This is a genomic window from Pseudomonas sp. ML2-2023-6 (assembly GCF_037055265.1).
Lineage (GTDB): Bacteria > Pseudomonadota > Gammaproteobacteria > Pseudomonadales > Pseudomonadaceae > Aquipseudomonas > Aquipseudomonas kulmbachensis.
In genome coordinates this window covers 2,889,347-2,913,937 of the sequence record NZ_CP146347.1, presented here as the reverse complement: position 1 = coordinate 2,913,937, position 24,591 = coordinate 2,889,347, and the positions used below count along the sequence as shown (strand labels likewise).

At 56.2% G+C, this 24,591-nt stretch carries 32 protein-coding genes, 1 tRNA gene and 2 pseudogenes; 21 read left to right on the top strand and 14 right to left on the bottom strand.

Going from position 1 to position 24,591, the window contains the following annotated elements:
* Positions 1 to 120 precede the first annotated feature (120 nt).
* The 10 genes and pseudogenes from V6L79_RS13405 to V6L79_RS13360 all read right to left on the bottom strand — a co-directional run bounded on the left by V6L79_RS13405 (position 121) and on the right by V6L79_RS13360 (position 6,402).
* Complete coding sequence (locus tag V6L79_RS13405; RefSeq protein ID WP_338578929.1) at positions 121 to 648, bottom strand: lysis system i-spanin subunit Rz; 528 nt, start codon at positions 646 to 648, stop codon at positions 121 to 123.
* Positions 645 to 1,190, bottom strand: a complete 546-nt coding sequence (locus V6L79_RS13400; protein WP_338578928.1) for a glycoside hydrolase family 19 protein — start codon at positions 1,188 to 1,190, stop codon at positions 645 to 647. The genes V6L79_RS13405 and V6L79_RS13400 overlap by 4 nt, the downstream gene beginning before the upstream one ends.
* Positions 1,191 to 1,246: 56 nt before the next feature.
* Positions 1,247 to 1,858: pseudogene (locus V6L79_RS13395) on the bottom strand (phage late control D family protein); the annotation flags it as partial.
* Positions 1,836 to 2,021, bottom strand: a complete 186-nt coding sequence (locus tag V6L79_RS13390; RefSeq protein ID WP_338580317.1) for a holin — start codon at positions 2,019 to 2,021, stop codon at positions 1,836 to 1,838. The pseudogene V6L79_RS13395 and the gene V6L79_RS13390, both read right to left, overlap by 23 nt.
* A 580-nt stretch (positions 2,022 to 2,601) precedes the next feature.
* Positions 2,602 to 2,985, bottom strand: a complete 384-nt coding sequence (locus tag V6L79_RS13385; RefSeq protein ID WP_338578927.1) for an antiterminator Q family protein — start codon at positions 2,983 to 2,985, stop codon at positions 2,602 to 2,604.
* Positions 2,986 to 2,987: 2 nt separating this feature from the next.
* A complete protein-coding gene (locus V6L79_RS13380) occupies positions 2,988 to 4,283 on the bottom strand; it encodes a site-specific integrase (protein WP_338578926.1) in 1,296 nt (431 codons plus the stop codon).
* The gene (locus V6L79_RS13375; RefSeq protein ID WP_338578925.1) at positions 4,280 to 4,489 is read right to left on the bottom strand and encodes a hypothetical protein; all 210 of its coding nucleotides are present in this window, start codon (positions 4,487 to 4,489) and stop codon (positions 4,280 to 4,282) included. The genes V6L79_RS13380 and V6L79_RS13375 overlap by 4 nt, the downstream gene beginning before the upstream one ends.
* Positions 4,482 to 5,177 (bottom strand): replication protein P, encoded by a 696-nt coding sequence (locus V6L79_RS13370; RefSeq protein ID WP_338578924.1) that lies wholly within the window; start codon positions 5,175 to 5,177, stop codon positions 4,482 to 4,484. Before V6L79_RS13370 ends, V6L79_RS13375 begins: the two co-directional genes overlap by 8 nt.
* The gene (locus V6L79_RS13365; RefSeq protein WP_338578923.1) at positions 5,174 to 5,947 is read right to left on the bottom strand and encodes a DnaT-like ssDNA-binding domain-containing protein; all 774 of its coding nucleotides are present in this window, start codon (positions 5,945 to 5,947) and stop codon (positions 5,174 to 5,176) included. Before V6L79_RS13365 ends, V6L79_RS13370 begins: the two co-directional genes overlap by 4 nt.
* 233 nt (positions 5,948 to 6,180) lie before the next feature.
* Positions 6,181 to 6,402 carry a Cro/CI family transcriptional regulator gene (locus tag V6L79_RS13360; protein WP_086797730.1) on the bottom strand — a complete coding sequence of 74 codons (222 nt, stop codon included), beginning with the start codon at positions 6,400 to 6,402 and terminating at the stop codon, positions 6,181 to 6,183.
* Between the two features lie 96 nt (positions 6,403 to 6,498).
* On the opposite strand from V6L79_RS13360, the gene V6L79_RS13355 reads away from it, so the two are divergent.
* The 7 genes from V6L79_RS13355 (at position 6,499) to V6L79_RS13325 (ending at position 11,834) form a co-directional block, all read left to right on the top strand.
* Positions 6,499 to 7,254 (top strand): S24 family peptidase, encoded by a 756-nt coding sequence (locus V6L79_RS13355; RefSeq protein WP_338578922.1) that lies wholly within the window; start codon positions 6,499 to 6,501, stop codon positions 7,252 to 7,254.
* Between the two features lie 26 nt (positions 7,255 to 7,280).
* The gene (locus V6L79_RS13350; RefSeq protein WP_198822801.1) at positions 7,281 to 8,369 is read left to right on the top strand and encodes a type I restriction endonuclease; all 1,089 of its coding nucleotides are present in this window, start codon (positions 7,281 to 7,283) and stop codon (positions 8,367 to 8,369) included.
* Between the two features lie 602 nt (positions 8,370 to 8,971).
* Entirely contained in the window at positions 8,972 to 9,355 is a 384-nt protein-coding gene (locus V6L79_RS13345; protein WP_338578921.1) for a LuxR C-terminal-related transcriptional regulator, read from the top strand.
* A gap of 387 nt (positions 9,356 to 9,742) precedes the next feature.
* Positions 9,743 to 10,081 (top strand): hypothetical protein, encoded by a 339-nt coding sequence (locus V6L79_RS13340; protein WP_338578920.1) that lies wholly within the window; start codon positions 9,743 to 9,745, stop codon positions 10,079 to 10,081.
* 81 nt (positions 10,082 to 10,162) lie between these two features.
* Complete coding sequence (locus tag V6L79_RS13335; protein ID WP_095031176.1) at positions 10,163 to 10,411, top strand: hypothetical protein; 249 nt, start codon at positions 10,163 to 10,165, stop codon at positions 10,409 to 10,411.
* 385 nt (positions 10,412 to 10,796) lie between these two features.
* Positions 10,797 to 10,922 (top strand): hypothetical protein, encoded by a 126-nt coding sequence (locus V6L79_RS13330; protein ID WP_338578919.1) that lies wholly within the window; start codon positions 10,797 to 10,799, stop codon positions 10,920 to 10,922.
* A gap of 579 nt (positions 10,923 to 11,501) precedes the next feature.
* Positions 11,502 to 11,834, top strand: coding sequence for a hypothetical protein (locus tag V6L79_RS13325; RefSeq protein WP_338580350.1), 333 nt, complete (start codon positions 11,502 to 11,504; stop codon positions 11,832 to 11,834).
* A 40-nt stretch (positions 11,835 to 11,874) separates the two neighbouring features.
* Here the strand turns inward: V6L79_RS13325 and V6L79_RS13320 are convergent, their stop codons facing one another.
* Positions 11,875 to 12,081: a hypothetical protein gene (locus V6L79_RS13320; protein WP_338578918.1), complete on the bottom strand. Its 207-nt coding sequence runs from the start codon at positions 12,079 to 12,081 to the stop codon at positions 11,875 to 11,877.
* An 88-nt stretch (positions 12,082 to 12,169) separates the two neighbouring features.
* On the opposite strand from V6L79_RS13320, the pseudogene V6L79_RS13315 reads away from it, so the two are divergent.
* A pseudogene (locus V6L79_RS13315) lies at positions 12,170 to 12,579 on the top strand (DUF4406 domain-containing protein).
* A 221-nt stretch (positions 12,580 to 12,800) separates the two neighbouring features.
* Positions 12,801 to 13,238 (top strand): hypothetical protein, encoded by a 438-nt coding sequence (locus V6L79_RS13310; protein ID WP_338578917.1) that lies wholly within the window; start codon positions 12,801 to 12,803, stop codon positions 13,236 to 13,238.
* A 213-nt stretch (positions 13,239 to 13,451) separates the two neighbouring features.
* Here V6L79_RS13310 and V6L79_RS13305 read toward each other — a convergent pair whose 3' ends face one another.
* Positions 13,452 to 13,889, bottom strand: coding sequence for a hypothetical protein (locus V6L79_RS13305; protein WP_338578916.1), 438 nt, complete (start codon positions 13,887 to 13,889; stop codon positions 13,452 to 13,454).
* Positions 13,890 to 14,010: 121 nt separating this feature from the next.
* Here V6L79_RS13305 and V6L79_RS13300 point away from each other — a divergent pair, with 121 nt between their 5' ends.
* The 5 genes from V6L79_RS13300 to V6L79_RS13280 are packed head-to-tail and all read left to right on the top strand — an operon-like array spanning position 14,011 to position 16,367.
* Complete coding sequence (locus V6L79_RS13300; RefSeq protein ID WP_338578915.1) at positions 14,011 to 14,343, top strand: hypothetical protein; 333 nt, start codon at positions 14,011 to 14,013, stop codon at positions 14,341 to 14,343.
* Entirely contained in the window at positions 14,340 to 14,489 is a 150-nt protein-coding gene (locus tag V6L79_RS13295; protein WP_338578914.1) for a hypothetical protein, read from the top strand. The genes V6L79_RS13300 and V6L79_RS13295 overlap by 4 nt, the downstream gene beginning before the upstream one ends.
* A 56-nt stretch (positions 14,490 to 14,545) precedes the next feature.
* Complete coding sequence (locus V6L79_RS13290) at positions 14,546 to 15,031, top strand: hypothetical protein (protein WP_338578913.1); 486 nt, start codon at positions 14,546 to 14,548, stop codon at positions 15,029 to 15,031.
* Positions 15,032 to 15,073: 42 nt separating this feature from the next.
* Entirely contained in the window at positions 15,074 to 15,316 is a 243-nt protein-coding gene (locus tag V6L79_RS13285) for a DUF4224 domain-containing protein (RefSeq protein WP_338578912.1), read from the top strand.
* Between the two features lies 1 nt (position 15,317).
* Complete coding sequence (locus V6L79_RS13280) at positions 15,318 to 16,367, top strand: tyrosine-type recombinase/integrase (protein WP_338578911.1); 1,050 nt, start codon at positions 15,318 to 15,320, stop codon at positions 16,365 to 16,367.
* A 99-nt stretch (positions 16,368 to 16,466) separates the two neighbouring features.
* On the opposite strand, the gene V6L79_RS13275 is transcribed toward V6L79_RS13280, so the two are convergent.
* Positions 16,467 to 16,540, bottom strand: a tRNA-Cys gene (locus V6L79_RS13275).
* A gap of 194 nt (positions 16,541 to 16,734) precedes the next feature.
* Positions 16,735 to 17,298, bottom strand: coding sequence for an XRE family transcriptional regulator (locus tag V6L79_RS13270; RefSeq protein WP_321836240.1), 564 nt, complete (start codon positions 17,296 to 17,298; stop codon positions 16,735 to 16,737).
* 15 nt (positions 17,299 to 17,313) lie between these two features.
* On the opposite strand from V6L79_RS13270, the gene V6L79_RS13265 reads away from it, so the two are divergent.
* From V6L79_RS13265 to V6L79_RS13235, 7 genes are all read left to right on the top strand, one after another.
* Positions 17,314 to 18,321 carry a DMT family transporter gene (locus tag V6L79_RS13265; RefSeq protein WP_405046591.1) on the top strand — a complete coding sequence of 336 codons (1,008 nt, stop codon included), beginning with the start codon at positions 17,314 to 17,316 and terminating at the stop codon, positions 18,319 to 18,321.
* Between the two features lie 169 nt (positions 18,322 to 18,490).
* Positions 18,491 to 21,433 (top strand): monovalent cation/H+ antiporter subunit A, encoded by a 2,943-nt coding sequence (locus V6L79_RS13260; RefSeq protein WP_261741951.1) that lies wholly within the window; start codon positions 18,491 to 18,493, stop codon positions 21,431 to 21,433.
* On the top strand, positions 21,433 to 21,777 hold the full coding sequence (locus tag V6L79_RS13255; protein WP_003446102.1) for a Na+/H+ antiporter subunit C: 345 nt from the start codon (positions 21,433 to 21,435) through the stop codon (positions 21,775 to 21,777). The genes V6L79_RS13260 and V6L79_RS13255 overlap by 1 nt, the downstream gene beginning before the upstream one ends.
* Positions 21,774 to 23,459 (top strand): monovalent cation/H+ antiporter subunit D, encoded by a 1,686-nt coding sequence (locus tag V6L79_RS13250; RefSeq protein WP_261741950.1) that lies wholly within the window; start codon positions 21,774 to 21,776, stop codon positions 23,457 to 23,459. The genes V6L79_RS13255 and V6L79_RS13250 overlap by 4 nt, the downstream gene beginning before the upstream one ends.
* Positions 23,456 to 23,944, top strand: coding sequence for a Na+/H+ antiporter subunit E (locus V6L79_RS13245; protein ID WP_261741949.1), 489 nt, complete (start codon positions 23,456 to 23,458; stop codon positions 23,942 to 23,944). Before V6L79_RS13250 ends, V6L79_RS13245 begins: the two co-directional genes overlap by 4 nt.
* The gene (locus V6L79_RS13240) at positions 23,941 to 24,219 is read left to right on the top strand and encodes a K+/H+ antiporter subunit F (RefSeq protein WP_261741948.1); all 279 of its coding nucleotides are present in this window, start codon (positions 23,941 to 23,943) and stop codon (positions 24,217 to 24,219) included. Before V6L79_RS13245 ends, V6L79_RS13240 begins: the two co-directional genes overlap by 4 nt.
* Complete coding sequence (locus V6L79_RS13235) at positions 24,216 to 24,587, top strand: Na+/H+ antiporter subunit G (protein WP_338578910.1); 372 nt, start codon at positions 24,216 to 24,218, stop codon at positions 24,585 to 24,587. The genes V6L79_RS13240 and V6L79_RS13235 overlap by 4 nt, the downstream gene beginning before the upstream one ends.
* Positions 24,588 to 24,591 lie beyond the last annotated feature (4 nt).

Genomic DNA, 24,591 nt, shown 5'->3' with positions numbered 1-24,591 from the left:
CACACCCAGTAACAGTCAATTGGCCAAAATACTCAGTCTGCAGACAACGCAGGCTTGATAAATTGATCTTTGGGTCAGGATGCAAGTCGGAATGTTGACGTATTACTACAGCTGCGCCTTTTATTTCATGCCTGAGACTTCTTTTGCGTAGGTCTGACAGGCTTGCAGCGCGATCAGTCCTTGGTCGCCATCGATGGTAATTCCGATAATTCGTTGAGCATGCGCTGGGTCAAGTTGGGCTCTACGGGCGTCATGAACCACACCGCCGGAGCTGGGGGTGGCTTGCATTCCGTCGCAACCAATTGCGGGGCCGGCGTCGAGTTGGACTGACAACCGCAGGTCAGCAGTAGCAAGGCGATCACGCAGGCGGGCCTGTTTCGTTTTCTCATCAGTCAGGGCTCGGTAATGGGATTGGTCACTGGCTGCCAGCCACTGCTCCAGGGCGAGGCGCTTACCCTCTTCTGCCAGAATTTGCGCAGAGTTGGCATTGGCCAGAAGGGTGCGCTCGGTTTGGTAGGCAGCTTCATGGGCAGCCAGTTGCTGCCCGTAGGCGTTGGCCTGCCACTCCCATGCGGCCCACGCGCTGCCCGCCATCAGGGCCAGGATGAACAGCAGTACCCCGCCCCACTTCACCGCATCGATCTTCACGCCAACACCTTAAGCGCCCGGGCGTAAAGCGCCTGCCGATCGGCTGCACCGTTCTGACCACCGTTGATGCGCTGGGTAATCTTGTCGAACTGGCCCGCCTCAGCCAGGGTGCTGAGGCCCTTGGTCCCCCAGAACCATGCCGCTGACATGCAGGCATGCTGTGGCTTCTCCAGCAGCTCGGGCTGCGTGATCAGGTCAAGGCCCAGCGCTTCGCCGCACGCCATGTAGTTGGCCCGGCCGGTGATCTGGATCAGGCCACGGCCGCGATACTTTTGGCCGTCGCCGTCAGCCTCTGGCGTGTTGCCCAAGCGCTTGGCGAGTGAACCTGTGTCGTACTTGCTCAGGTACTGGTCGCCGCCCAACTCGCGCACGTAACGGAGCTGGCCAGACTCATGGCCAATCTGCGCGATAAACGCGGCTACGCGCTTCGGGCCAATGATCTGGTAACGCACCATCGCGGCGTTGAGTACCGGCACATAAACGCCAACTGACTGGCCAGCATTGGGAAGGATCTGCAGCAGTTGTTGCTGGGTAATCGACATAAGTTGTCCTCACGAAAAAGCCCGCACAAGGCGGGCCGGGAATGGGTTTGTTCGGGTTAGAGCTGAATGATTTTTAGGGTCTTAGCGGGCTTCTTACCTTTGGCCTTGGCCTTGCCCTTCTTGCCAGCATTGCACTCGATCGTCGTCGACCAGCCGGACTGGGTGAATACCTGCTCCCTGGAGTCCACCAGATACTCGCCATCGAGCCCGTCCTTGAACCCCTGCGCGTTGATCATCCGTTCCGCGAACAGATCCGAGCGCCCGGGCATTTCCAGCCGGACACCGGCCGTGGAGCGGTTGAACGCGGCCAAGCGCGCCTTGGCGGCCTGCTCGGCGGCGGTCTTGTTCGGGTGGATATGCCGATCGGTATGCACCGGCGGCAGGCCATCCGGGGCGTCGTCATTGTTCAGATTGACCACCGCCAGTTTGCCGGTGGCTTTGTCCTGGTACTTGGTGCTGACGGCCTTGTGGGTCGAGCGGTCGCCCAGACGAAAGCTGTAGCGGCTGACGTCCGTTTTGTTGATGGTGACGACGCCCAGCGTCTTGCCGCTGGCCGTGACACCGCCCTGACGTGGCATAACGATCAACTTGCCGTCAGCGACCTTGGCCGTGCAGTCGTGCTGCCGGGCCAAGCGGGTAATAAAGTTAAAGTCCGACTCGCCCAGCTGTAGCGAATGACCAAGCTATGCTGAGGCCGAACTCTTTAACTGTAAGACCAACCACCATCACGATGAGTGCTCCTAGGGTTGCTTCAATGAACTGACGCCATGGGGTTGTCTCTTTGGCGTCGTATTGAATGCGCAACCAGGTCAGTGCAAATGTAAGGACCATGGCGAGGCCGTTCTCTCTCAAAGCAGTCATTACCAACACCCAGAATGACGGGTCTTTTTCTGGCATGTGGGGCATCTCGTGTTCCTCCCTCTTTGGGAGCTTTGAATATAAAAGGTCGTACAATGATGAGGCAGTAGCGATATGCCGCTGTCATCACTGACATCGTAAGCAAGGACGAAAACATGGACAGGACAAGGATCGTAAACACGGATCAGTTTGAGGTTAAAAGCATCACGGGGAGGATCTACGAGATATTCGAACAAACTACCCAAACCAAGACCACGTTTGGGTATGACTCAAACACGGGGTGGATTGACGGGGCCAAGCATTACAAAGTGAGAAGCGGCGGATGCGCGAATAAACTCAGTCAAACCGGGTTTCACATACTTGCGTCAGGAGAAGACGCTACTCGTATTTGAAATAGAGCTGCGGGACATTGAAGAAAGCCTACATGAGTTAAGGCATTGCTCAGAGGCACAAAAAAGCCCAACGCAATGGCTGGGCTTTGTCAGAGGTGTCCCGCTGTAACAGCTAAACACGGTGCTATGAAAACAGAGCTATTCCATATGGACAACTCTTTTTACGCAGCTTCGCGCAGGGTATCCAGAACACAGTCGATCCAAGCTACGCCTGCCTTGATCAGCTCTCTCGCCTTCATCTCGCTCACCTTAAAGTAGCGACCTACACGCACTGCAGGCCACTTGGAGCCGTAGTAAAGCCATACCATGTCCCCCATCTGCTGGTCACGCTTGCATAGCCTGGCCAATGCCCCATCAACAGCACAGGCAAGCTCATCAGTGATGGTGTACGACTTCGTAGTGGAAGGTAGCGCGTCACGCATCAGAGCCAGCATCGGCGAGGCATAACTAGGAATCCCCATCCCGTCCATACGCCACCAACCCCACTGTTCAAGCATGTGTTCGGTATCGCCCAAAGGCCGGTGCAGCGGTTTGCGAATCATCATTTTTAATCCTCGCCCTTAACAAATTGTGGTTCTGGCTCGCAGGCCCCGCCGTTCAAGGCGTCTACGAGGTTTTGAGAATCTTCATATCTAACACCTGTCTGCTCGTGAATCACTTTGAAGCCACGGCTATCTAACCAGTTGTGCCACTTCACCAAGGCCAAGCGACGCTGCTCTGTGGCCTGCGTATTGATGTAGGTCGAAGCGATCTTGCCCAGCGAGTGGTTGAGCAACATCTCGCCGATATGCCCGTCAATACCCAGATCAGTCCAGGCAGTACGAGCCACTTTGCGCAGATCGTGACTGGTCCACTTGCCCTGCCCAAGTCGCGTAAAAATCGCGCTAGCTTGGTTGTCACTCAACGGCAGCCCTCGGCGGGACGGAAACAGGTAGGCGCCCTCGTACCCCGATGCCACCTGAATCGCCCGGTACCGAAGCAACAAGCTGCACACCTGCTCGGTCAATGGCAGGCGATGCTCGGTCCGGGTCTTGGCGTGTTCAGCTGGGATGAACCACTCACGCTCAGTCAGTGTGATATCGGCCCAGCGGGTCATGCGTGTTTCACCAATGCGTGTGCCGTGGCACAGCATCATCAACGCCAACATGGCCTCGGGCGGAGCCCAAACAAAGCGATGGGCCAGCAAGTTCAGAACCTCGGGAATTTGCACGCCACGCAAACGCGCGGCCTTTGGTGAGATGCGCGCTGTGGTGAAGTCACTGAACTTCATCCCGGCCATAGGGTTTGACGCGATCATGTCCAGCTTATGAGCCTGACGAAACGCAGCCGCCAACAAACGGTAAAGCTGCTGCACGTAGGACAGCGAAAGCTCTGCCTGCGCAGGCCACATCAAGTGCTGGTCGAGTGTCTGAGCGTTGACTTCACGAATCAGCAAATCGGCAAGCCGTGGCTTGAGCTGGCAGGTGATAGCAGACTTACCGGCGGCTTTGCGCTTGCCCGACAGCGAACGCGCGAGGGCCATACGACCACCAAACCAGTCAAGCAACTCACCGACCGTAACCCAGCCCGAAACGCTGGCTGCGCCCTCGCCTGCCACGCGCAAACGTACAGCCGGCAGCGCAGCAATGACTTGCTTTGTACTCAAATCAGGGAAGGCACCAATGCGATGCCAATGACGCTTGTTGAGCAAGTACCAGGAGCCACGGGTGCGGTTCTTGGAAAAGCGAAAGTGCAGCGCCGGATGACCGGCATCCCGCAGGTCGCGCACATGTTCAAGCTTGGCATTGCGACCAATCTCAGCGTCGGACAGCTTCACGGTCAGGGTTTTGATTTTGGAGTTCATTCCCCCGCTCCTACAGGTGATTGCAGGTCCACCACTTCGAAGGTGCTTGGCCACATCAGACCGCCGAAGTGTTTTGCAGCGCTTTCATGCTCAAACAGGGCCACGGCACGGTCGGGATTGTGGCTCAAGCCGAACTTGTAGGAGCAGCAGTGAACAGCCCATCGGTAAGCGCTCGGCTCCACCGGGGCCAGGTGAGGGTTAGGCATGTGCAGTACCTCCCGAACGCATCGCCCGCAGCGCTGCCAGAGCCTTTTTGCCCACTTCGGGCGCGCTGCGCTGGATGGCTCTTGGCGGCAAAGCCAGTGGCATTTTCTGCAACGGCAGACCCGCCAGAATACGGCGCACAGTGATCGTGTAATTGCGCTCAAACAGCTTGATGCTCAGGTCGTGGGACAGCCGATTTAGGCTTTCAAAGCCGCACTCTTTGGCCGTATGCCACACCGCGTCATGGGTCCACTTGGCCTGACCAGCCATCGACGGATGCGCGTTACGACAAGCCTCGCGGTGGGCCGCAGCCAACCTCGGCAAGCCGAGCATTTCCGCTGTCGGCGTACACCAGCCGATAAACACACCCACGTTCGGCACAAAGTCCTTGGCGGCTTGGCGCGCCTGCATCAGGCCGAAGCGCAATTGCTCGGTACTGCAGATCCCCGCTTCGAGAAAACCGCGCATCCACTGCTGCTTGGCCCCCTTGTAGGTCGCCATATCCGGCCATGCTTGCTTCCACGCCGGGAAGATCGAACGCAGTTCGCGGAACAAGCCGTTGATGACCTTGGCCGTGGCCTGGGACAGCTCGGCGGCGGGCTGGATGTTTTCGCTTTCACCGGCAGCGATGAACTGTCCGGTCTGAACCTTGGCCCATAGGCCGGTGGCGATTACTGAAACTTGATTCATTGGGTGGCCTCCTGATGCAGCCAGTCGGTATCTTCGTCGTCAAAGGATTCGTCAGTACGGGGCTTGCCCGGGAAGCCGCTGACGTTAGTTCCGGCGGTCTTGACCTGATCACGCTGCACCCACTTGACCAGCATGCTCACCCACTCGGCCTGGGTGTTGATCACACCCTTCGGCTCGTAGTGGCAGGTGAACAGGGCAATCACCGCTGGAGTGAACAGAGCGCCAGACAGGCCAACATGAACGGCATAGGTTTTTAGGGTTTCTGGATCTGGCAACCAGTCCAGGGTCATGGCGACCATTTCGCGTGGGTCGAACGACTCGTGCGCGTTGGGTGGGTTTTCTCCCTTATATTCCCCTTCCCTTCCGGGGGTGAGGGCTCGTCTAGGCTCTGGCGGTTCCTCGGCGAGGGCTCGTCGAGCATTCTCCGAGTCAGCGTCGATAGTCAGTCGATATGCAGGGTGTTTAATTGTCGGTCGGTCGATCTTTTGATGCTTCCAGCCGTTGACGTGTAGGTACTCTTTGCCCGACACCTCGTAGAGGTCGATGAGCCCATTCGTTGACAGCTCGACGAGCAGTTCACCGACCTTCGCCGAGGTGATGTCATCGCCTGGGAACACCAGTGCCTTCAGAGTCTTGGCCGACATGGGGTGGTTGCCCGCGTCGTCGCAGAAATTCCACACGCCTATAAACAACAGGCGCGCCAAAGGGCTGCATTCCATGACCTGTTCACTGGTCCAAAACTCGGGTTTTATCGTGCGGATACGGGCCATTACACGGCCTCCTGTGCGGTGGCCATGGCAAGTAATGGTGCAAGGCGAGGTATCACGTCAGCTGTATTGCGTGATGAACAAATGGTGCACATAATGGCCCCCGAAATATGTTGTGAAGAAGCCGGTCTAGCCACCGGCTTTTTTTTGCCTGCTATTTGGCAGCTGGATGGATTAACAGCTAATCCGAGGTGCTGTTGCCTTGAGCCAAATAGCCTGACAATAGAATCTCTGGACTACGCGACCATCTCGGACCAGGGAAACGATGGACAAAGGTCACCGCGCTTTACTTGGCCTTTTGTCAAAGCTTCGATTTGCAGAGCTCTTGGTGGGGGAATTGGCCGGTCGCCAGAGCACCACTGACTGACAGTCGGGGCTGAGACGGCAAGGCGCTTTGCCAGATCGGTCTGGCTCCCTACGATGCGGGCCGCCTCCCGAGCTGCTTGTGCTGGCGTCATGGATGTTCTCCGTTAGATCACCGGGCAAATATAAGGCATTAGCTAATCTCTAACAAGCTATTGCCTACTCAACCTGCGGATAGGCTTAATTAGGCAATGCTTACAGGTAAAGAATTAGGCGCAGCCATCGAGCAAGCTCGACTCGCCAAAGGTGTTTCAAAAAAGAAGCTCGCCGAGGATTTCGGCGTGGCGCCTCCGTCTGTCCAAGGCTGGGTAAAGACTGGGCGAATAGACAAAGCCAAGCTCATGGAGCTCATGGACTATTTTTCGGATGTAGCTAAGCCCTCGCACTGGGGCCTCAGTGATCGAGTGTCTGAATTTCTAGCTGCATCAACACCTGCTGCGATGGAAGCAGCAGGTGTTGATCAAGAGAGCAACGTGTTTGCCATTAACTTTCGTAGAAAGAGTGCCGACATTAACTTCTTCACCATCTCCCATCTCGATGTAACGGCATCAATGGGGCCTGGCAGAAGCCCTCCTGATCACAACACAGAAGTCATACGGGATATCACTGTTCACGTTGACTGGCTAAAAAGCCAAGGCCTTAATTACTCAAGATTAGAGAACCTCGCCATCATTGATGGTGATGGCGACAGCATGGAGGGCACCTTCCGTAATGGTGACTCTTTACTCGTTGATCGCGGCATCAAAGAGATTCGAACTGACGCGATTTACGTCTTCACCCTGGATGGCGACCTGTTCATCAAGCGGCTGCAGCGAATGACCGGCGGCTCGCTGAGAATGATTTCTGACAACCCGATTTATCCGGCAATAGTGATTGAAGGCGCACAACTCGAACGCGTCCATATCCAGGCAAGGGTTCTTCTCGCATGGAATGCTCGCAAACTGTAGAAAATTTTTCCCTGTGGAGGGGAATCATGGAATTTGAAGAAAAGCTCGCAGGATTAGCGGCAAAAATTCGACAACAGAGCGCAGCCATTCAAACCGAAGAAGCAACTAAAAATGCTTTTATCATGCCCTTTATCCAGTCAATTCTGGGTTATGACGTTTTCAACCCACTTGAAGTAGTCCCTGAGTTCACCTCCGATATCGGCACGAAAAAAGGCGAAAAGGTTGATTACGCCATCCTGAAAGATGGTGCCATTCAGATCCTCATTGAAAGCAAGAAGATCGGCGAGCCGTTGAATATCAACCATGCTGGCCAGCTCTTCCGCTACTTCCATGTCACAAGCGCACGCATTTCCATTCTTACAAACGGCCAGGTCTACAAGTTCTTCACCGACCTGGACGCCCCGAACAAAATGGACGAGAAGCCCTTTCTAGAACTCGACCTCCTGAACATCGACGAACACGCCATCCCTGAGCTGCAAAAGCTGACCAAATCGGCGTTTGATGTGGACTCCATCATCAGCGCCGCAGGCGAGCTCAAATATGTCGGCCAGATCAAACGCATCTTGGCAGCTCAATTCAATGAGCCTGACGATGATTTCGTAAGGCTTTTCGCTTCACGAATTTACGATGGCGTCATTACTCAAAAAGTCCGCGAGCAGTTCGGCCACCTGACCAGAAAGGCCACAGCGCAATTTCTGGGTGACCAAATTAACGAACGCCTCAAGTCCGCTATAAGCGGCAATACTCAACCGTTGTTTTCAAGTCAGCCTGTGACGCCCTCTCTTACACCAGAGGTTGAACTCCCGGCAGATGAAGAGAAGGATCTGATTGTTACGACTGAAGAAGAAACCGAAGGCTACAACATCGTCAAAGCGATTGTGCGTACCGAGGTTGATGCTAAGCGCATCGTTGCTCGTGACACCCAGAGTTATTTCGGCATTCTTCTTGATGATAACAACAGAAAGCCCATCGCCCGCCTCCACTTCAACCGTGCGCAAAAATACCTCGGGCTGTTCGATGCTGATAAAAAAGAAACTCGGCATCCTATTGAAACCTTGGACGATATTTTTCTACATACCGACGCCTTGAAGTCGACAGCCAAACTGTACGGCTAAAGCCCGCCTGGCGGTGCAAACCAGCCAACCGAACACCTGTTTCCAGCAACAAACCGAAGCCCGCCTCTGCGGGCTTTTTCACGTCCACAGGAAAATAATTAGCCAATGCCTATTTACACAAAATAGGCATTGGCTTATCTTTGCCTCATCGAGCAGCCAAACTGCCTCGATAGGCCCCCAACAGGGCTCGGGTAACCGGAACGCTCTTTAACAACCAACAGCTACAAAACGCCGGACGGGAAAGGTCGTTAGCGCACTCACAGGCTTGAGCCTCCCTGAGTGTGCCGTATCGACCTCGGTAAGACGGCGTGCAACAACACACATCAAGCAAATGGAGGACTTGCAATCATGCACAAGTGAGCTCTTCTCCTGCGTGGAGCGGAAAGCCTGAAGGCCGCTCCCAATACATGGTCAGGCAGCGGATAGCGGGGCTGACGATGTGACCGCGCATCAGCCGAAAGGCAGGCCCACCCCAGCGTACAAGGCAAACTTGATGCAGCAACCCCAGGCCGTCGCCAGTAGCGAGCCTGGGTACTTCACGGACACTTTCACTGCTGCACCTGGCTTGCCGGGTGCATCGGGAAAACTACCGAGTAGACATCATGGAATCGACAATCGTAGACGGTGCATGGAAAGGCCACCTCGGCCGAGGCCTTGCGCCGCGGGAACTGCAATTCGTGCTGTCAGTTGCCCAAGGGCTGACGGCCAAAGAAATCGCCAAGGTATTCGACATTTCACCAGGCACCGTGGTCAAGCGACTGGCATGCGCCATGTTCAAACTCGGCGTTCACCGCCAAGGGGCGATGGTTGCCGAAGCAATGCGTAGACAAATCATCACACCGATATGCCTGCTGCTTGCCGGGTTGATAACGATGCACACCGCTACGGACGGAGAAATGGCACGCCGTGACCGTCGCCCCTCGGAGCGTCGTTTTGCCGAAATGCGCCTGATGCGCCGCGCCGAAGCACTAGAGCTAACCGCTTAACAACAACGGTTCTACGACAGCCTGTCGCTAACTGCCCGAGCTCCTGGTATCCCCCAGCACCAGGCTGCATCGGTCTGATCTCCGGCTTTCAAGCCTGAGTACAGACCGATGCGGACGCCAACCCAGCGGACGCTGGACACCTGCATCACCCCTTCCCTGCTGACGAACAAAACGGAGGATTCAGCCATGCACAAGTAAACAAAGACGGGCACGCCCGCACAGCCAGGCTCTTACATACGGTGGCGTTTTAAGAGTGCAACACAGCCCAGTTTCGACTGGGCTTTTTCATACCTGCGTTTACTCGTCAGCACTCCATTGCGCGCCCATCGGCAAACAGCGCGGTGCCTGAATGCTGACGAATAACCGTAACCCTGTTGAGGATCGACCATGACTCCACCTATCTCAGAGCGCATATCCCGTCTTGAAGGGTTGCGCAGACTTACACGCAAGGCCACGGCCGAGTTCTACCAGAAACCCGGCATGACAGATCGCTTCAGGGTTAAAGCTTCTGGCTTCAACTGTTTTGAAGTAGTCGAGCGCACCACGGGTAAGGTAGTCACCCCAACCCCGTGTTTCGGCTATGGCAACGCGTATCGCCAACGGCAGGAACTGGAAGCTAAAACGACGCGGTTCAGCATCAAAGAATTCGGGAAGGTCATGCGTAACTGGGCATTACGCGTCGGCGCAATACTGGCCGTATTTGCCTTCTTAGGCAGTCATCTGTGAGGAGTGTCAATTCCTCAGCGCAACGCCGCCTTCGCCAACCCCAACACCACCTGCCACCAAGCGGACTTGAAGAGATAGATCATGGCCAAATCTGCAACCGAACGGAAACGCGATCAGCGCGCCCGGGACAGGTTGAGTGCACAAGAGAAAGAGGCTCTCCTGTTATCCCGAAAGATTGTGACAGCTCTTTATCACAACGATGACGCGGCACTGAAACGAACCATGTCGCGCACCGGGATCGATGAAGAACAGGATCTGATATCGCGCTTCATTCGCGGCGCTGACCGTATGAACGACAAGCAACTGGCCGAGCTCATCCGCCTTCAGTGACTGTCACGCAGACATGTCACAAGTAACAAAATAACTACGCAACGCATTCAATCAAGAAGGTCCGCGCCTAGGAGCGCATGCCGTCAATGATTCTTCTTGCATCGTTACTTATGTCAGCTTTGGCCTGGTCTTGATCGCTCCAAAGATCATCAGCGTAATCAAGAGGTGGAAGCCCATCGATTTCCAGCCTGGAGGTCAAGCATTTCGGGTAGACCTTAAAGTAGATTGTGAACACGCAGCCTTTGTGAACACCCCTGAAAGAATGAAGCATTACATCCCTCCTTGAACCTGCTCCATGCCGGTAACCCGTAATACTCCATTAAAAATCATATTGCCACTATGCCGCATCCGGATACGGACGGCGGCACCTGACTGGAGATAATCCATGAGCACATTTGCCGTGTTCGGAATGACCCGCGATGTTGCACTGGCCGAGGCCAAAAAGCGCACCAAAGGCACCCGCAAGAACGTAAAAGCCCCCTGGCGGCGTCGAGCCTGTTCCGCTTGCTGAATGGCTGGAATTCGTCGAGAAGAAGGCTGCGCAGATTATGGGGGGGGTACGGCTCGCCAATTGTCGCCCCTATTCGATGCCCCGCAGTACGCAGAACAGTTCATAGAGCTGGCCCGCAAAACCGTCCAATTCCGGGATCTGCACATCAGGGCAAAGCGCGTAATGACTGACGCCGAAGGCAAACCAATCATCAACCCGAAGACGAAAGCACAGCGGGTTGGGTTTTGTGAGTGGCAGCCAGAAAATCGAATACAGACTGCCTGATCAATTAGTGCATCACACCGAGTGAGCGCACAGATCTACCGCTTCAAGTTGATAACCCCTCAGTGCCTTCATTAGCCGAAAGTAATAAAAGCTGGCTTCTGCAGCTGACTTCGTATCAAAGAGCTCCGCTTGGTCTGAAGTCTTACAGCGATACCGACAACCATCACGATCTACCGCTTCACCATAAAAAGCATCCCCAGCAGGACTTGTAAGCATCACGACCCAGGCCATCTCAAACCTCCAGCCGGATCGGGTACCCGGTACTCCACCAATACTCCACCTCAGTTAGTAAGGCCACCTTGGCGAGGATCGTCTATGTCCGCACATCGGAAAAAACACCCTTTTGACTTCAAAACCCAGTACGGCCTTGGCTTCTACCAGCAAGACGACGAGATCGTCGTGGACTTCTTCTGCGGCGGTGGCGGCGCCGGCACCGGGCTAGAAATGGGCCTTGGTCGAGCTGTCACTGTCGCCAAAACCCAGCTGGTTCACATGTGCGGGAATAGCGTCAGCCCCCCGCCGATGGCAGCACTGGCTCGGGCAAACGATCCGTGGCGTGCAATTCTGGGCTGGGCTGTCTGGCCAGTCATAGCCAGCAAGACCGGTCGGCGCTACCCAATGTCGTGCTTAGGCGCGGCAACAGTGTGAATGCCGCGCTAACAAAGACTTACCTGAAGGTGCGGTAACGTCACCCTCGAATCAAGTTTTGCTGATCTGCTTCAAAAGTAGATAGCCTTGGTATGCCGCCAGAGGTTTTGTTGATGCCAATCCAAAGTCTCGTTTGCTCAATATCTAGCCATCTCTTTGTAGCCGCAAGCTCAGCAAGGAGAGTTCCTGTTATCTGGTAACGACCGCAGTCATTGCACTCTCTATCCTGATAGTCGTCAATTGACATAACTGACGTGGCAGCTCCTTTGCAAATTAAGCAGGTCATTTCCTTAATCCCTTGTTGGCTAAACAGAAACTGTAGCTGAACCTCTCGCATCCACCACCCGAGCATAGCCCGGCAGACTCCCCACGAACAAAGTTACCTCAGCAGCCCTATGACCGGCCTACCCAGTCTCAATTTCACTGCCTTCCACACCATGGCCACCAACTTGCACGCCAGCGGCCACACCGTCACCACCCGGGACCGTTTGGCACTGGTCAGTGTCACCATTAAGGGCACGCCTTACGTGACACCTGCCTACGGATGCTTCAACCGGCTGAGCTGTACAAAGCCCAGGGCTTCCCAAGCGACTACATCATCAACCACGGCGCCGATGGCAAACCATTTACCAAAACCCAACAGGTGCATATGTGCGGAAATAGCGTCAGCTCGCCCTCGATGGCTGCGTTGGCCCGAGCAAACGACCGGCGGCGTGTGGTTGAGCATCATGCGGAAGCAGCATAAATCAAGACCAAGGTACCGCCTCCGCCCACTCGGCAAGACGAATCAGCAACTGACTCAATAGCTCGGTCAGGACGTGGTACATCAGGCCTGCAATAAGTCGCTTCATTTGGCAATGCCTCGGTTTGGTTTGAGACATTGAGCCACTGCCCCTGCATCCATTTCCTCTTGGGCTTTTTCCACACTCTCACTACCGCCCGGGCATGGCCCGGCAAGGACTCCTCTTGCCTACAGAAAACAAAACCATCGGACAACTGCGCCTAGACCGGATCATCGCTGCGAACGAATTCATCAGGGTTATTGCTAATTGCGGCCGGCGCTTCTTTCGTAACACGGGCGCGGGGCACGATGCGCACCTAACCCTCAACGGTCGCCGCAACATCGTCTGGCTGTTTGACGACTACACCGGTGCCCGCATCAACGTTGTAAAGGAAGGTCGCTGGGATGGTTTTTCGCACGGCGGCACCCTCAAGAGCCTGGCCGGATCTATCGGTGCATTCGTACTCAGCGGGAAGACGATGCGCTACGGATATTTCCAGCCAACCATGGATAACGGCTTCGAGAATCCTTGGGGCTATGGTGACGACATCTTGATTGTTCGCGATGAAGGCGTTCGCCTTGGACTGATCCGAAAGCCGGATGTCCAGCAGGAGGCGGCGTGAACGCTCTGCGCCGAACAGTCAGGATCAACAGCGGCCCTATGAGCCCGCTCGACCTACAAACAGCCTGCGATCAATGCAACAAGTCTCGCACCCACGGCAACCACACCAAATGCAGCAAGTTGCGCCAGGCCGAAGCGGCTGAGCGTCGCGCACGAGAGAAGATATAACTCACCACCCTTAAAGCGCAGGCGCCCAAGGCAAGGCAGTTATCGCTCAACTACCACTTGCAGCGCAGCCCACATTCCTTTCCCGGCCATGAGCCCAGACAGATTCGAAGTCGAAGACTTCACCCGACATCGTGTCGACGCAGGGTGCTTGGATGATGAGCAAACTAAAGTCATTATTACCGTCTACACCGATGTATTTAACGTTACCTGCAGAAATAACCTTGTCAACTTTGAGCTGTCTGCCCTGTAAGTTTTCAGGCGTTATCCAAGTCAATATCTCTTCATTGGCTTTGATCGTCCAGAACGGCTCATTACCTCTTGCGACAAACTTTTTAACGGTTTCGTTCGACTCATTTTTTTGGGGCGAGCCTGCCTTGAATGTTTGGGTTTCAGCTACATCGCCAACAAGTTGAGGCTGGTTACATGCCGTCAATACCAACATTAAAAAAGCGCCCCCGAGCACCGAAAATATTCTGTAACTCATGGTGATACATTCCTTATATGTGTAGCGATCCAACATAACAAAATACATTCACATTACCAGCCCTGTCAGTTCTCCCTCACTTCAATTCAAAGTCAGCCGCTATAGCGGCAAGGACGAAGTCATGCCTGAAGAAAATGTTTTTACTCAACCGCTCCCCGTCAATCGCGATGCTGATGGTTGGTGGTCGCATCCCGATTACCTGTCAGAGTTCGACGACGAAATCACCGAAGCGCAGTTCAACGATTGGTGCGCGCGCCACCAGGTGGAAACGAAGATCACCTACATGGAATCCGATGTAGAACCCGAGATCTTCGACACCTACATGAGTGACGGGCAGGTCAATTGCTCAGCCTGGGAGATCCAGCATCCGGCAGAGCCGGGCTGGTTCATTCTCTCGATTCATGACGCTGAAGATGGGCCGGTCTGCATCTGGGGTCGGCAGGTTATGCCATGAGCCACCACCCCAAAGGCGGCATGTGCTGCGCTTGCCAGCACGCCCGCCGAGATTGCAGCGCCCTTCCCTTCAAGGCTATGCCGCCGATCCAGCGCGATACCGGCACGGTCATCGTGCGCTGCACTGACTTCAAGCGGCAGCTCTAAACCCAAACCCTTATAACTCAACCACCCTGCCGGTGATCGGCGGGCGAGGTATCCCTATGTCGGCAATCCTTCAGCGTTTCCACCAGGTAGCAAATGACGCGCTCGTAAAGGTCAGCGCTCACTGCCTACCCGGCGCCAAGATAGCACTGGTGATTTACACCCCAGGCAAGCCCGAGGAAGACATCATCCTCAAAGATCAAGGTCTCGATGACAACGAAGTCGTCAGCTCTTTGCGCCGACGCGGCCTAAGCATCGACGGCGACAATACCTACAAGCGCGACCTCTGCGACGCGATTGTTGGGGCCTTGGCCATGGGCGCCCAGAACAACAACCCGCCGCCACAGGGTCACTGGGGGAAGCGCTTCTGGGATATCGGAAGAGAGGAGCGGGCTGAATGCGAAGAGCTGGTCGCGGCCCTGAGTCTCGCCGTGAACCGCTGGACTCTGCTGGCAAACGAGTTCAAGCACACCACGCCTGAACATGAGCGAGAACTCGTCGAAATTTCGAAAGCAAGCAACGCAATCGCCAAAGCCTCCCGATAACCAACCCTCTACTGCCAAGCGCGGCGGCACGGAGACACACCTATGGAAACTGAAATCCTCTCCGAGGATGAACTAGCTGATTTGACCGGCTACAAACACCGCGGCTACCAACGCCAATGGCTTAAGGACCGCCACTGGATTTTTGTCGAGAGTCGCGGTGGTCGCCCTCTCGTTGGTCGGATGTTCGCGCGCATGAAGCTCGGAATAATTTCGCCATCTCTCGCAACCCCGAATCCCCCGCCAGCAGCCCCAGCCTGGACACCCGACTTCTCTAGAGTGAACTGATATGCGCCCCCGCAAGACTGAAAACAGGGATTTGCCGCCAGGGATGGTGCGGCGCAATCGGCCACGAAAAAACGGTACGGTTTGGGTTGGTTACTACTACAGGGATGCAAACGGGAAAGAGATAGCGCTTGGCGGGGATCTTGATAAAGCCCGGATTAAGTGGGCCGAACTTGAATGCAAGGCGAAGCCGGCAGATCTAAAAATAATGAAGGGGATTTTTGACAGATACGAGCGGGACATAGTCCCGAAGAAGGCGCCACGCACTCAGAAAGACAACAAGGCTGAATTCAAACATCTGCGTCAGGGCTTCGACAGTGCGCCAATTGATGCAATCACGCCATCAATGGTGGCTCAATATCGTGATGCTCGAACAGCCAAGACCAGGGCCAATCGAGAAATTGCACTCCTGTCTCATGTGTTCAACATGGCCAGGGAATGGGGGTTTACTGATAAAGAAAACCCCTGCGCGGGTGTACGGAAGAATAAGGAAAAGGTCCGCGACTTCTATGCCAACGATGCGGTGTGGGCTGCGGTGTATGCTCAGGCACCGCAAGAGCTGAAGGACGCAATGGATTTAGCTTACCTGACAGGACAACGTCCAGCTGACGTGATCGCTATGAATGCAGGCGACGTGGAAGGTGACTACCTCACCGTCCAGCAGGGTAAAACAGGGCGAAGACTCAGGATTTTGATGCAAGTCGATGGCATAAAAAACAGTTTGGGCCTGCTGATCGAAGAGATACGCATCAGGAACAAGCAACACACTTCTTCTCGCTTTATTTTGAATACTTCCGGCAGACAGGTCTCTCAGGAAATGCTCCGCAATCGCTGGGACGATGCCCGTGAGAAAGCCAAACTACAGGCAATCAGTGAAGGCAATCCGGCCGATGCTGAAAAGATTGCTCAGTTCCAGTTCAAGGACATTCGCCCGAAAGCTGCATCAGAAATTACTGATATTGGCGATGCCAGCTTGCTGCTTGGGCACTCAAAACAAGAGATCACCAAGCGCGTCTATCGTCGAGTTGGTGCCATCGCTAAACCGTCAAAATGAAATAGTTTCGGAACTCCACCCCCTAAAGTTTCGGAACTCCTCACTTTCCTGCGCCCAATAAAAAACCCCGTAGACCTTGATCTACGGGGCTTTCGAATGTGGAGGCCGAAGCCGGAATCGAACCGGCGTGGGCGGATTTGCAATCCGCTGCATAACCATTTTGCTATTCGGCCAATTGTGCTTGAGGTTTCGTTAGAAGCCTCAAAAACAAGAGTTTGTTACTGCGATGTTATCGCTACAAGCATTTGATTCTTCAGCACTTCAGGTAGTTGCCCCCGGGCTGATGGCGCGCATTATGTACTAGAAGGTTGAAGCTGGCAACCCCCTGAATTCTAATAATTTTTAGTTATTCTCAGGTTACCGGTTTTCAGATCACGACATTGCGCATAAAGCGCAATATCCCGTCGCCTTCGTTGCGGTACACATGGGGTCTGTTGCTGGGGTACATGTAGAACTCTCCCGCGCTAAAGCGCAGCGCCTGTTCGTCGATCACCAGGGTCAGGCAGCCTTCGAATACGTACAACTGTTCGCTCCAGCCTTCACCATCTGCCTGCGAGTGGTATTCATCACCCGGCTCCAGTGTCCATTCCCATAGTTCCACTTCGCGTGTAGCCGTGGCTTTGGACAGCAGTACCGCTTTGCTCCCCACCTGGGTGCCGCTCCAGGCCACTTCGTTGATGCGACTCGGGTCGGGCGAGCCAGGAGCCTGGATCAGGTCGCTGAACCCTACGTTCAAGGCTTCCGCAACGCGGTCAAGGGTGCTGAGGCTGACGTTTTTTTCCCCCGCTTCTATGGCCACCAGCATCCGGCGACTGACGCCAGACAGTTCTGATAAAGCGCTTTGGCTCAGGTGCGCGAGCAGCCGGAGACGGCGGACGTTCTGGCTGACGTGTTGCAGGACTGACGCACGCTGTGAATTTTCTTTGGGCACTATATTGCTCACCTTGTGGGGCTGCGCAGTATACTGCCCAGCTTTGGCGCATTGTGCGTCTCCCTTCACGTAGCACGCAAGGTTGCGACGCCATTGAAACTATCCAGACTGTTGTCTCTGACTTCTCGCTTGAGTAAAGCGGAATGCGTGCTGATCCTTATCACTATGGTGTGGGGTGTCACCTTTCTATTGGTGCAGCACGCGTTGACGGCGAGCGGGCCAATGTTTTTTGTGGGCCTGCGCTTTGCTGCGGCAGCGGCAATTGTTTCACTGTTTTCGATTCGCAGTCTGCGTGGCATTACCTTGTTCGAGCTTAAGGCAGGCATGTTTATCGGGGTTTCGATCATGCTCGGCTACGGCTTGCAAACCATTGGCCTGCAGACCATACCCAGTAGCCAGTCGGCGTTTATCACTGCGCTGTATGTACCCTTTGTACCATTACTGCAGTGGCTGGTACTGGGACGCAGGCCAGGGTTGATGCCCAGCCTGGGGATCATGCTGGCCTTTACCGGGCTGATGCTGCTGTCCGGTCCGAGCGGCGCCTCCCTCGATTTCAGCCCTGGCGAGATCGCCACGCTGATCAGCGCGATTGCGATCGCCGCCGAAATTATTTTGATCAGCGCTTATGCAGGCAAAGTCGACGTGCGCCGGGTCACGGTGGTTCAGCTAAGTACTGCGTCGATTCTGGCCTTTTTGATGGTTATTCCTACACAAGAAGCCATTCCTGACTTTTCATGGCTATTGTTAGTCAGTGCCGTGGGCCTTGGCGCCGCCAGTGCAGCGATACAGGTCGCGATGAATTGGGCTCAGAAAAGCGTTTCACCGACCCGCGCAACCCTTATTTATGCTGGCGAGCCGGTCTGGGCCGGTATCGCAGGGCGCTTGGCCGGCGAGCGGTTGCCCGCCATTGCATTGCTGGGCGCGGCGCTGATTGTGGCCGCGGTGATTGTGAGTGAGTTAAAAACCAAGACCAGGAAGCTCGATGAACCTCAAGAAAAGCAAGGCGATGAGGCCTGCGATTGAAAACAGCAAGACGATTATTCTTAATTAAAAGTGCTCATACAGAGATCAGGCTGAAGGAAACATTTACCGGTGGTCGATGGACTTTGTAGGATTCAGCCACAGGTTCAGTGTTGGTGATCTGCAACTCGCCACGTATGATCGTTTACAAACTCCTGCAGATTAGAAGCCTATGTCCCTGATAGTTCTACTGCTTCTGCCCTTTGTCGGCAGCTGTCTGGCGGCTGTTTTGCCGCATAACGCACGTAACAGTGAATCACTGTTAGCCGGTCTGATTGCATTGATCGGCACTGTTCAAGTAGCCCTGCTCTATCCGCAAATTGCCCACGGTGGGGTCATTCGCGAAGAGTTCATGTGGCTGCCCAGTCTCGGCTTGAATTTTGTCCTGCGCCTGGACGGATTCGCCTGGCTGTTCTCGATTCTTGTGCTTGGCATCGGCACGTTGGTGTCGCTGTACGCCCGCTATTACATGTCACCCGAAGACCCGGTGCCGCGTTTCTTCGCATTTTTCCTGGCATTTATGGGCGCCATGCTCGGCCTGGTGCTGTCGGGCAATTTGATTCAGATCGTATTTTTCTGGGAGCTCACCAGCCTCTTTTCATTTTTGCTGATTGGTTATTGGCACCACCGCTCGGATGCCCGACGCGGCGCTTATATGGCGCTGATGGTCACGGGCGCCGGGGGGTTGTGTCTGCTGGCGGGGGTCATGCTGCTTGGCCATGTCGTCGGCAGCTATGATCTGGATGCTGTGCTCGCCGCGGGCGACAAGATCCGCGCCCACAGTCTGTATCCGATCCTGCTCCCTCTTATCCTGATCGGCGCCCTGAGCAAGAGTGCGCAATTCCCGTTTCACTTCTGGCTGCCCCACGCAATGGCGGCGCCAACTCCCGTATCGGCTTATTTGCACTCGGCAACGATGGTCAAGGCCGGGGTCTTTCTGCTGGCCCGCCTCTGGCCTTCCCTGTCAGGTAGCGAGGAGTGGTTCTGGATCGTCAGCGGCGCCGGTGCCTGCACCCTGGTGCTGGGCGCTTACTGCGCAATGTTTCAAAATGACCTTAAAGGACTGCTGGCCTACTCGACAATCAGCCATCTGGGCCTGATCACCCTGCTACTGGGCCTTAACAGCCCGCTGGCAGCGGTTGCCGCAGTGTTTCACATCCTTAACCATGCAACGTTCAAGGCCTCGCTGTTCATGGCGGCCGGGATCATCGACCACGAAAGCGGCACGCGGGACATCCGCAAGCTCAGCGGTCTGTTCAAACTCATGCCCTACACCGCAACCCTGGCCATGGTGGCCAGTGCCTCAATGGCCGGGGTGCCGCTGCTCAACGGGTTCCTGTCCAAAGAAATGTTCTTTGCCGAAACCGTGTTCATCAACTCCACGGCCTGGGTCGAAATAGCCCTGCCGGTGATCGCGACCATCGCCGGTACGTTCAGCGTGGCTTATGCCCTGCGCTTTACCGTGGATGTGTTCTTCGGCCCTCCGGCGACAGACCTGCCGCATACCCCGCACGAGCCGCCACGCTGGATGCGCGCTCCGGTTGAGCTGCTGGTGCTGACTTGCCTGACGGTCGGTATCTTCCCGGCACAAACCGTAGGCCCGCTGCTCGCTGCAGCCGCGCAACCGGTGGTAGGAGGAGAGCTGCCCGAGTACAGCCTGGCCATCTGGCACGGCCTGAACGCACCGATGATCATGAGCCTGATTGCCTTGTCAGGCGGCATCCTGCTGTATGTGTTGCTGCGCAAACAGCTCAAGCTCGAACGTTTCCCGCTGCCGCCACTGGTCAAGTACTTCAACGGCAAGCGTTTCTTCGAGCGCAGCCTGGTAGTGATCATGCGCGGCGCACGGCGAATCGAGCGGCGCATCAGCACCCAGCGCCTGCAAACCCAGCTATTCCTGTTGATTCTGGTCGCCGTCATCGCGGGGCTGATCCCGATGCTCTACAGCGGCCTGAGTTGGGGTGATCGGCCAAAAATACCGGGGTCGATTGTCTTCATCACCCTCTGGCTGATTGCGATTGCCTGCGCCCTGGGCGCCGCCTGGCAAGCCAAGTACCACCGTCTTGCAGCCCTGACGATGGTCAGCGTGTGCGGCCTGATGACCTGCGTGACCTTTGTCTGGTTCTCGGCGCCGGATCTGGCCCTTACCCAACTGGTGGTTGAAGTCGTGACCACGGTGCTGATCCTGCTGGGCTTGCGCTGGTTGCCTCGACGTATCGAAGAGGTCTCGCCATTACCCGGCACCTTGCGCAAGGCTCAGATCCGCCGTTTGCGTGACTTGTTGCTGTCCACTGCGGTCGGTGGCGGCATGGCGTTGCTGTCGTACGCGATGCTGACCCGCCAAACCCCCAACGATATCTCTTCGTTCTACCTCAGCCGGGCCCTGCCTGAAGGCGGCGGCAGCAATGTGGTGAATGTGATGCTGGTGGATTTCCGGGGTTTCGACACCTTGGGCGAAATCACTGTTCTGGCCGCCGTGGCCTTGACGGTGTTTGCCCTGCTGCGACGCTTCAGACCCTCCAAGGAAAGCATGCAGCTGCCTGCCCAGCAACGCCTGCTGGCCAAGGACGTGATGACCGATCTGGTCAACCCGCGCAGCGCCAGCGACACCGCACTGGGCTTTATGATGGTACCCGCAGTGCTGGTGCGCTTACTGCTGCCAGTGGCCTTTGTGGTGTCCATGTACCTGTTTATGCGCGGGCACAACCAGCCGGGCGGTGGCTTTGTCGCAGGCCTGGTGATGTCGGTGGCGTTTATCCTCCAATACATGGTTGCCGGCACGCAGTGGGTTGAAGCTCAAATGAGCCTGCGACCCTTGCGCTGGATGGGCACCGGCCTGCTGTGTGCAACCCTGACCGGCCTGGGCGCAATACCTTTGGGCTATCCGTTCCTGACCACCCATACCGTTCACTTCAGCTTGCCGCTGTTGGGCGATATCCATGTGGCCAGCGCCCTGTTCTTCGATATCGGCGTGTACGCGGTGGTCGTTGGTGCAACCCTGCTGATCCTTACGGCGCTGGCTCACCAATCGGTACGAGCCCATCGCCCGAGTAATCAGCTTGCCCCGCAACCTCCCCTTCAATCCGCTCTTGCAACCAAAGAAGGAGCCGCCTGATGGAAGAAGTCATTGCCATTGCAATCGGAGTATTGGCCGCCTCGGGTACCTGGCTGGTTCTGCGTCCGCGAACCTTTCAGGTGGTCATGGGCCTGTGCCTGCTGTCTTACGGGGTCAACCTGTTTATTTTCAGCATGGGCAGCCTGTTTATCGGCAAGGAGCCAGTGATCAAGGACGGCGTACCCCAGGACTTGCTCAACTACACAGACCCGTTGCCCCAGGCACTGGTGCTGACCGCTATTGTCATCAGTTTCGCCATGACCGCGCTGTTTCTGGTGGTCTTGCTGGCCTCTCGGGGCCTGACCGGTACCGACCACGTAGATGGCCGGGAGCCTAAAGAATGAATTTGATGCCGCACCTGATCGTCGCGCCTATCCTGTTACCGCTGCTGACCGCGGCCTGCATGCTGATGCTGGGCGAAAAACACCGCCCGCTGAAAGCCCGGATCAATCTGATCTCAACCCTGCTCGGCCTCGGCATCTCAGTGATGCTGCTGCTGTGGACCCAACAACAAGCCGTTCCGACTTCGATTGGCGTGTACCTGCCGAGCAACTGGCAAGTGCCTTTCGGGATTGCCCTGGTAGTTGATCACTTGAGCGCCCTGATGCTGGTCTTGACCGGGATCATCGCCAGCTGCGCCCTGCTGTTCGCCATGGCCCGCTGGGACCGCGCCGGGGCCAGTTTCCACGCACTGTTCCAGATCCAGCTGATGGGCCTGTACGGGGCCTTCCTGACCGCCGACCTGTTCAACCTGTTCGTGTTTTTCGAAGTCCTGCTGGCCGCCTCCTACGGCCTGATGCTCCACGGCTCGGGCAAGGCACGGGTGTCTTCGGGGCTGCATTACATTTCGATCAACCTGCTGGCGTCTTCCTTGTTCCTGATCGGTGCGGCCTTGATCTACGGCGTCACTGGCACGTTGAACATGGCTGATCTGGCACTGAAGATTCCCCTGGTGCCCGAAGCCGATCGCGGCTTGCTGCATGCAGGCGCGGCCATTCTGGCCGTGGCGTTTCTGGCCAAGGCCGGCATGTGGCCGTTGAACTTCTGGTTGGTGCCGGCCTACTCGTCGGCCAGCGCCCCGGTGGCAGCCCTGTTCGCGATCATGACCAAGGTCGGGATCTACACCGTGCTACGACTGTGGACCCTGCTGTTTTCCGGTCAAGCCGGAGCCTCGGCGTACTTCGCCGGAGACTGGCTGATTTACGGCGGCATGGCGACTATTGTCTGTGCCGCCATTGCCATCCTCGCTGCCCAGCGACTGGAACGCATGGCCAGCCTGAGCATTCTGGTCTCCGCCGGTATCCTGTTGTCGGCCGTGGGCTTCGCCCAGCCCAACCTGACCTCTGCGGCGCTGTTCTATCTGATCAGCTCCACCCTGGCCCTGAGCGCACTGTTCCTGCTGGCCGAGTTGATCGAACGCTCGCGTTCTTCCAGCGACCTGGTGCTTGAGGACGATGCAGAACCACAGCCCAGCCTGGCCGAACCTTGCGCCCCGCCCCGCGGCAGCAACCTGGATGACGAGCAGAAAGTGGTTGTCGGGCAGATCATCCCCTGGACGATGGCCTTTCTGGGATTGAGCTTTATCGCCTGCGCCCTGTTGATTATTGGCATGCCGCCGCTCTCCGGGTTTATCGGCAAACTGAGCCTGCTCAACGCCCTGCTCAACCCGATGGGCCTGGGCAATGCAACTGACGAGCCGATTTCAATGGCGGCCTGGAGCCTGCTGGCGTTGTTGATTCTCTCCGGGCTGGCATCCTTGATCGCCTTTTCACGCATGGGTATCCAGCGCTTCTGGACACCGCTTGAGCGTCCGTCACCGATCTTGCGCCGTATCGAATGCCTGCCCATCGTGCTGCTGCTCGGGTTGTGTGTAGTACTGACATTCAAGGCCGAGCCGGTGTTGCGTTATACCCAGGCAGCTGCCGATACCCTGAACAATCCCGAGCGTTATGTAATGGCCGTGATCGGCACACGCCCGGTGCCTAGCCCGCAAGCCAAGGCCGCAATGCCGGAGGTACTGCCATGAAGCGTCTTTTTCCAGCTCCCTGGTTGTCTCTCGCACTGTGGGCGCTGTGGTTGCTGCTCAACCTGTCGTTGAGTGCCGGCAACCTGTTGCTGGGTGCAGCGCTGGCCATTCTGGCACCACTGATGTTCGCGCCATTGCGGCCGCTGCCAGTGCGTATTCGTCGTCCGGGAGTGATCCTCAAACTGTTCTTTCTGGTGGGCCGCGATGTGGTGATGTCCAACATCGCCGTGGCTTTGGGTGTGCTGCGGGCAGGTTCCAAGCCCCCGCGCTCGCGGTTTGTCAAAATCCCCCTGGACCTGCGTGACGCCAACGGGCTGGCGGCCTTGTCGATGATTACCACCGTGGTGCCTGGCACCATCTGGTCGGAACTGGCACTGGACCGCAGCGTGTTGCTGTTGCATGTCTTCGATCTGGATGACGATGCGCAGTTTATCGAGCACTTCAAGACGGCCTACGAACGCCCCCTGATGGAGATCTTTGAATGAGTGCCCTGCTCACCAATGCCATCCTGCTCAGCCTGTTTATCTTCAGCCTGGCAATGGTTCTGACCGTGGTCCGGCTGTTCAAGGGCCCCTCGGCCCAGGATCGGGTTCTGGCACTGGATTACCTGTACATCCTGGCCATGTTGATGATGCTGGTGCTGGGTATCCGCTATGCCAGTGACACTTACTTTGAAGGTGCACTGCTGATTGCCCTGTTTGGCTTTGTCGGCTCTTTTGCGCTGGCCAAATTCCTGCTGCGTGGCGAGGTGATCGAATGAATAGCGTCGGCGAATTGTCGCTTTGGATTGAAATACCAGTGGCCGTGCTGCTGGTACTCAGCAGCCTGTTTGCCTTGTGCGGTGCCATCGGCTTGCTGCGCCTCAAGGAATTTTTTCAACGCATGCACCCACCGGCACTGGCCTCGACCCTTGGCGCGTGGGGCGTGGCACTGGCGTCGATCGTGTATTTTTCAGCGCTGAAATCGACACCGGTACTGCACGCCTGGCTGATTCCGATTTTGCTGTCGATCACTGTGCCCGTGACCACTTTGCTGCTGGCCCGGACCTCGCTGTTCCGTAAGCGCATGGCGGGTGAGGATGTACCGGTGGAAGTCAGCAGCGGTGGGCGCAGCGAGAACGGTAACTGAACCC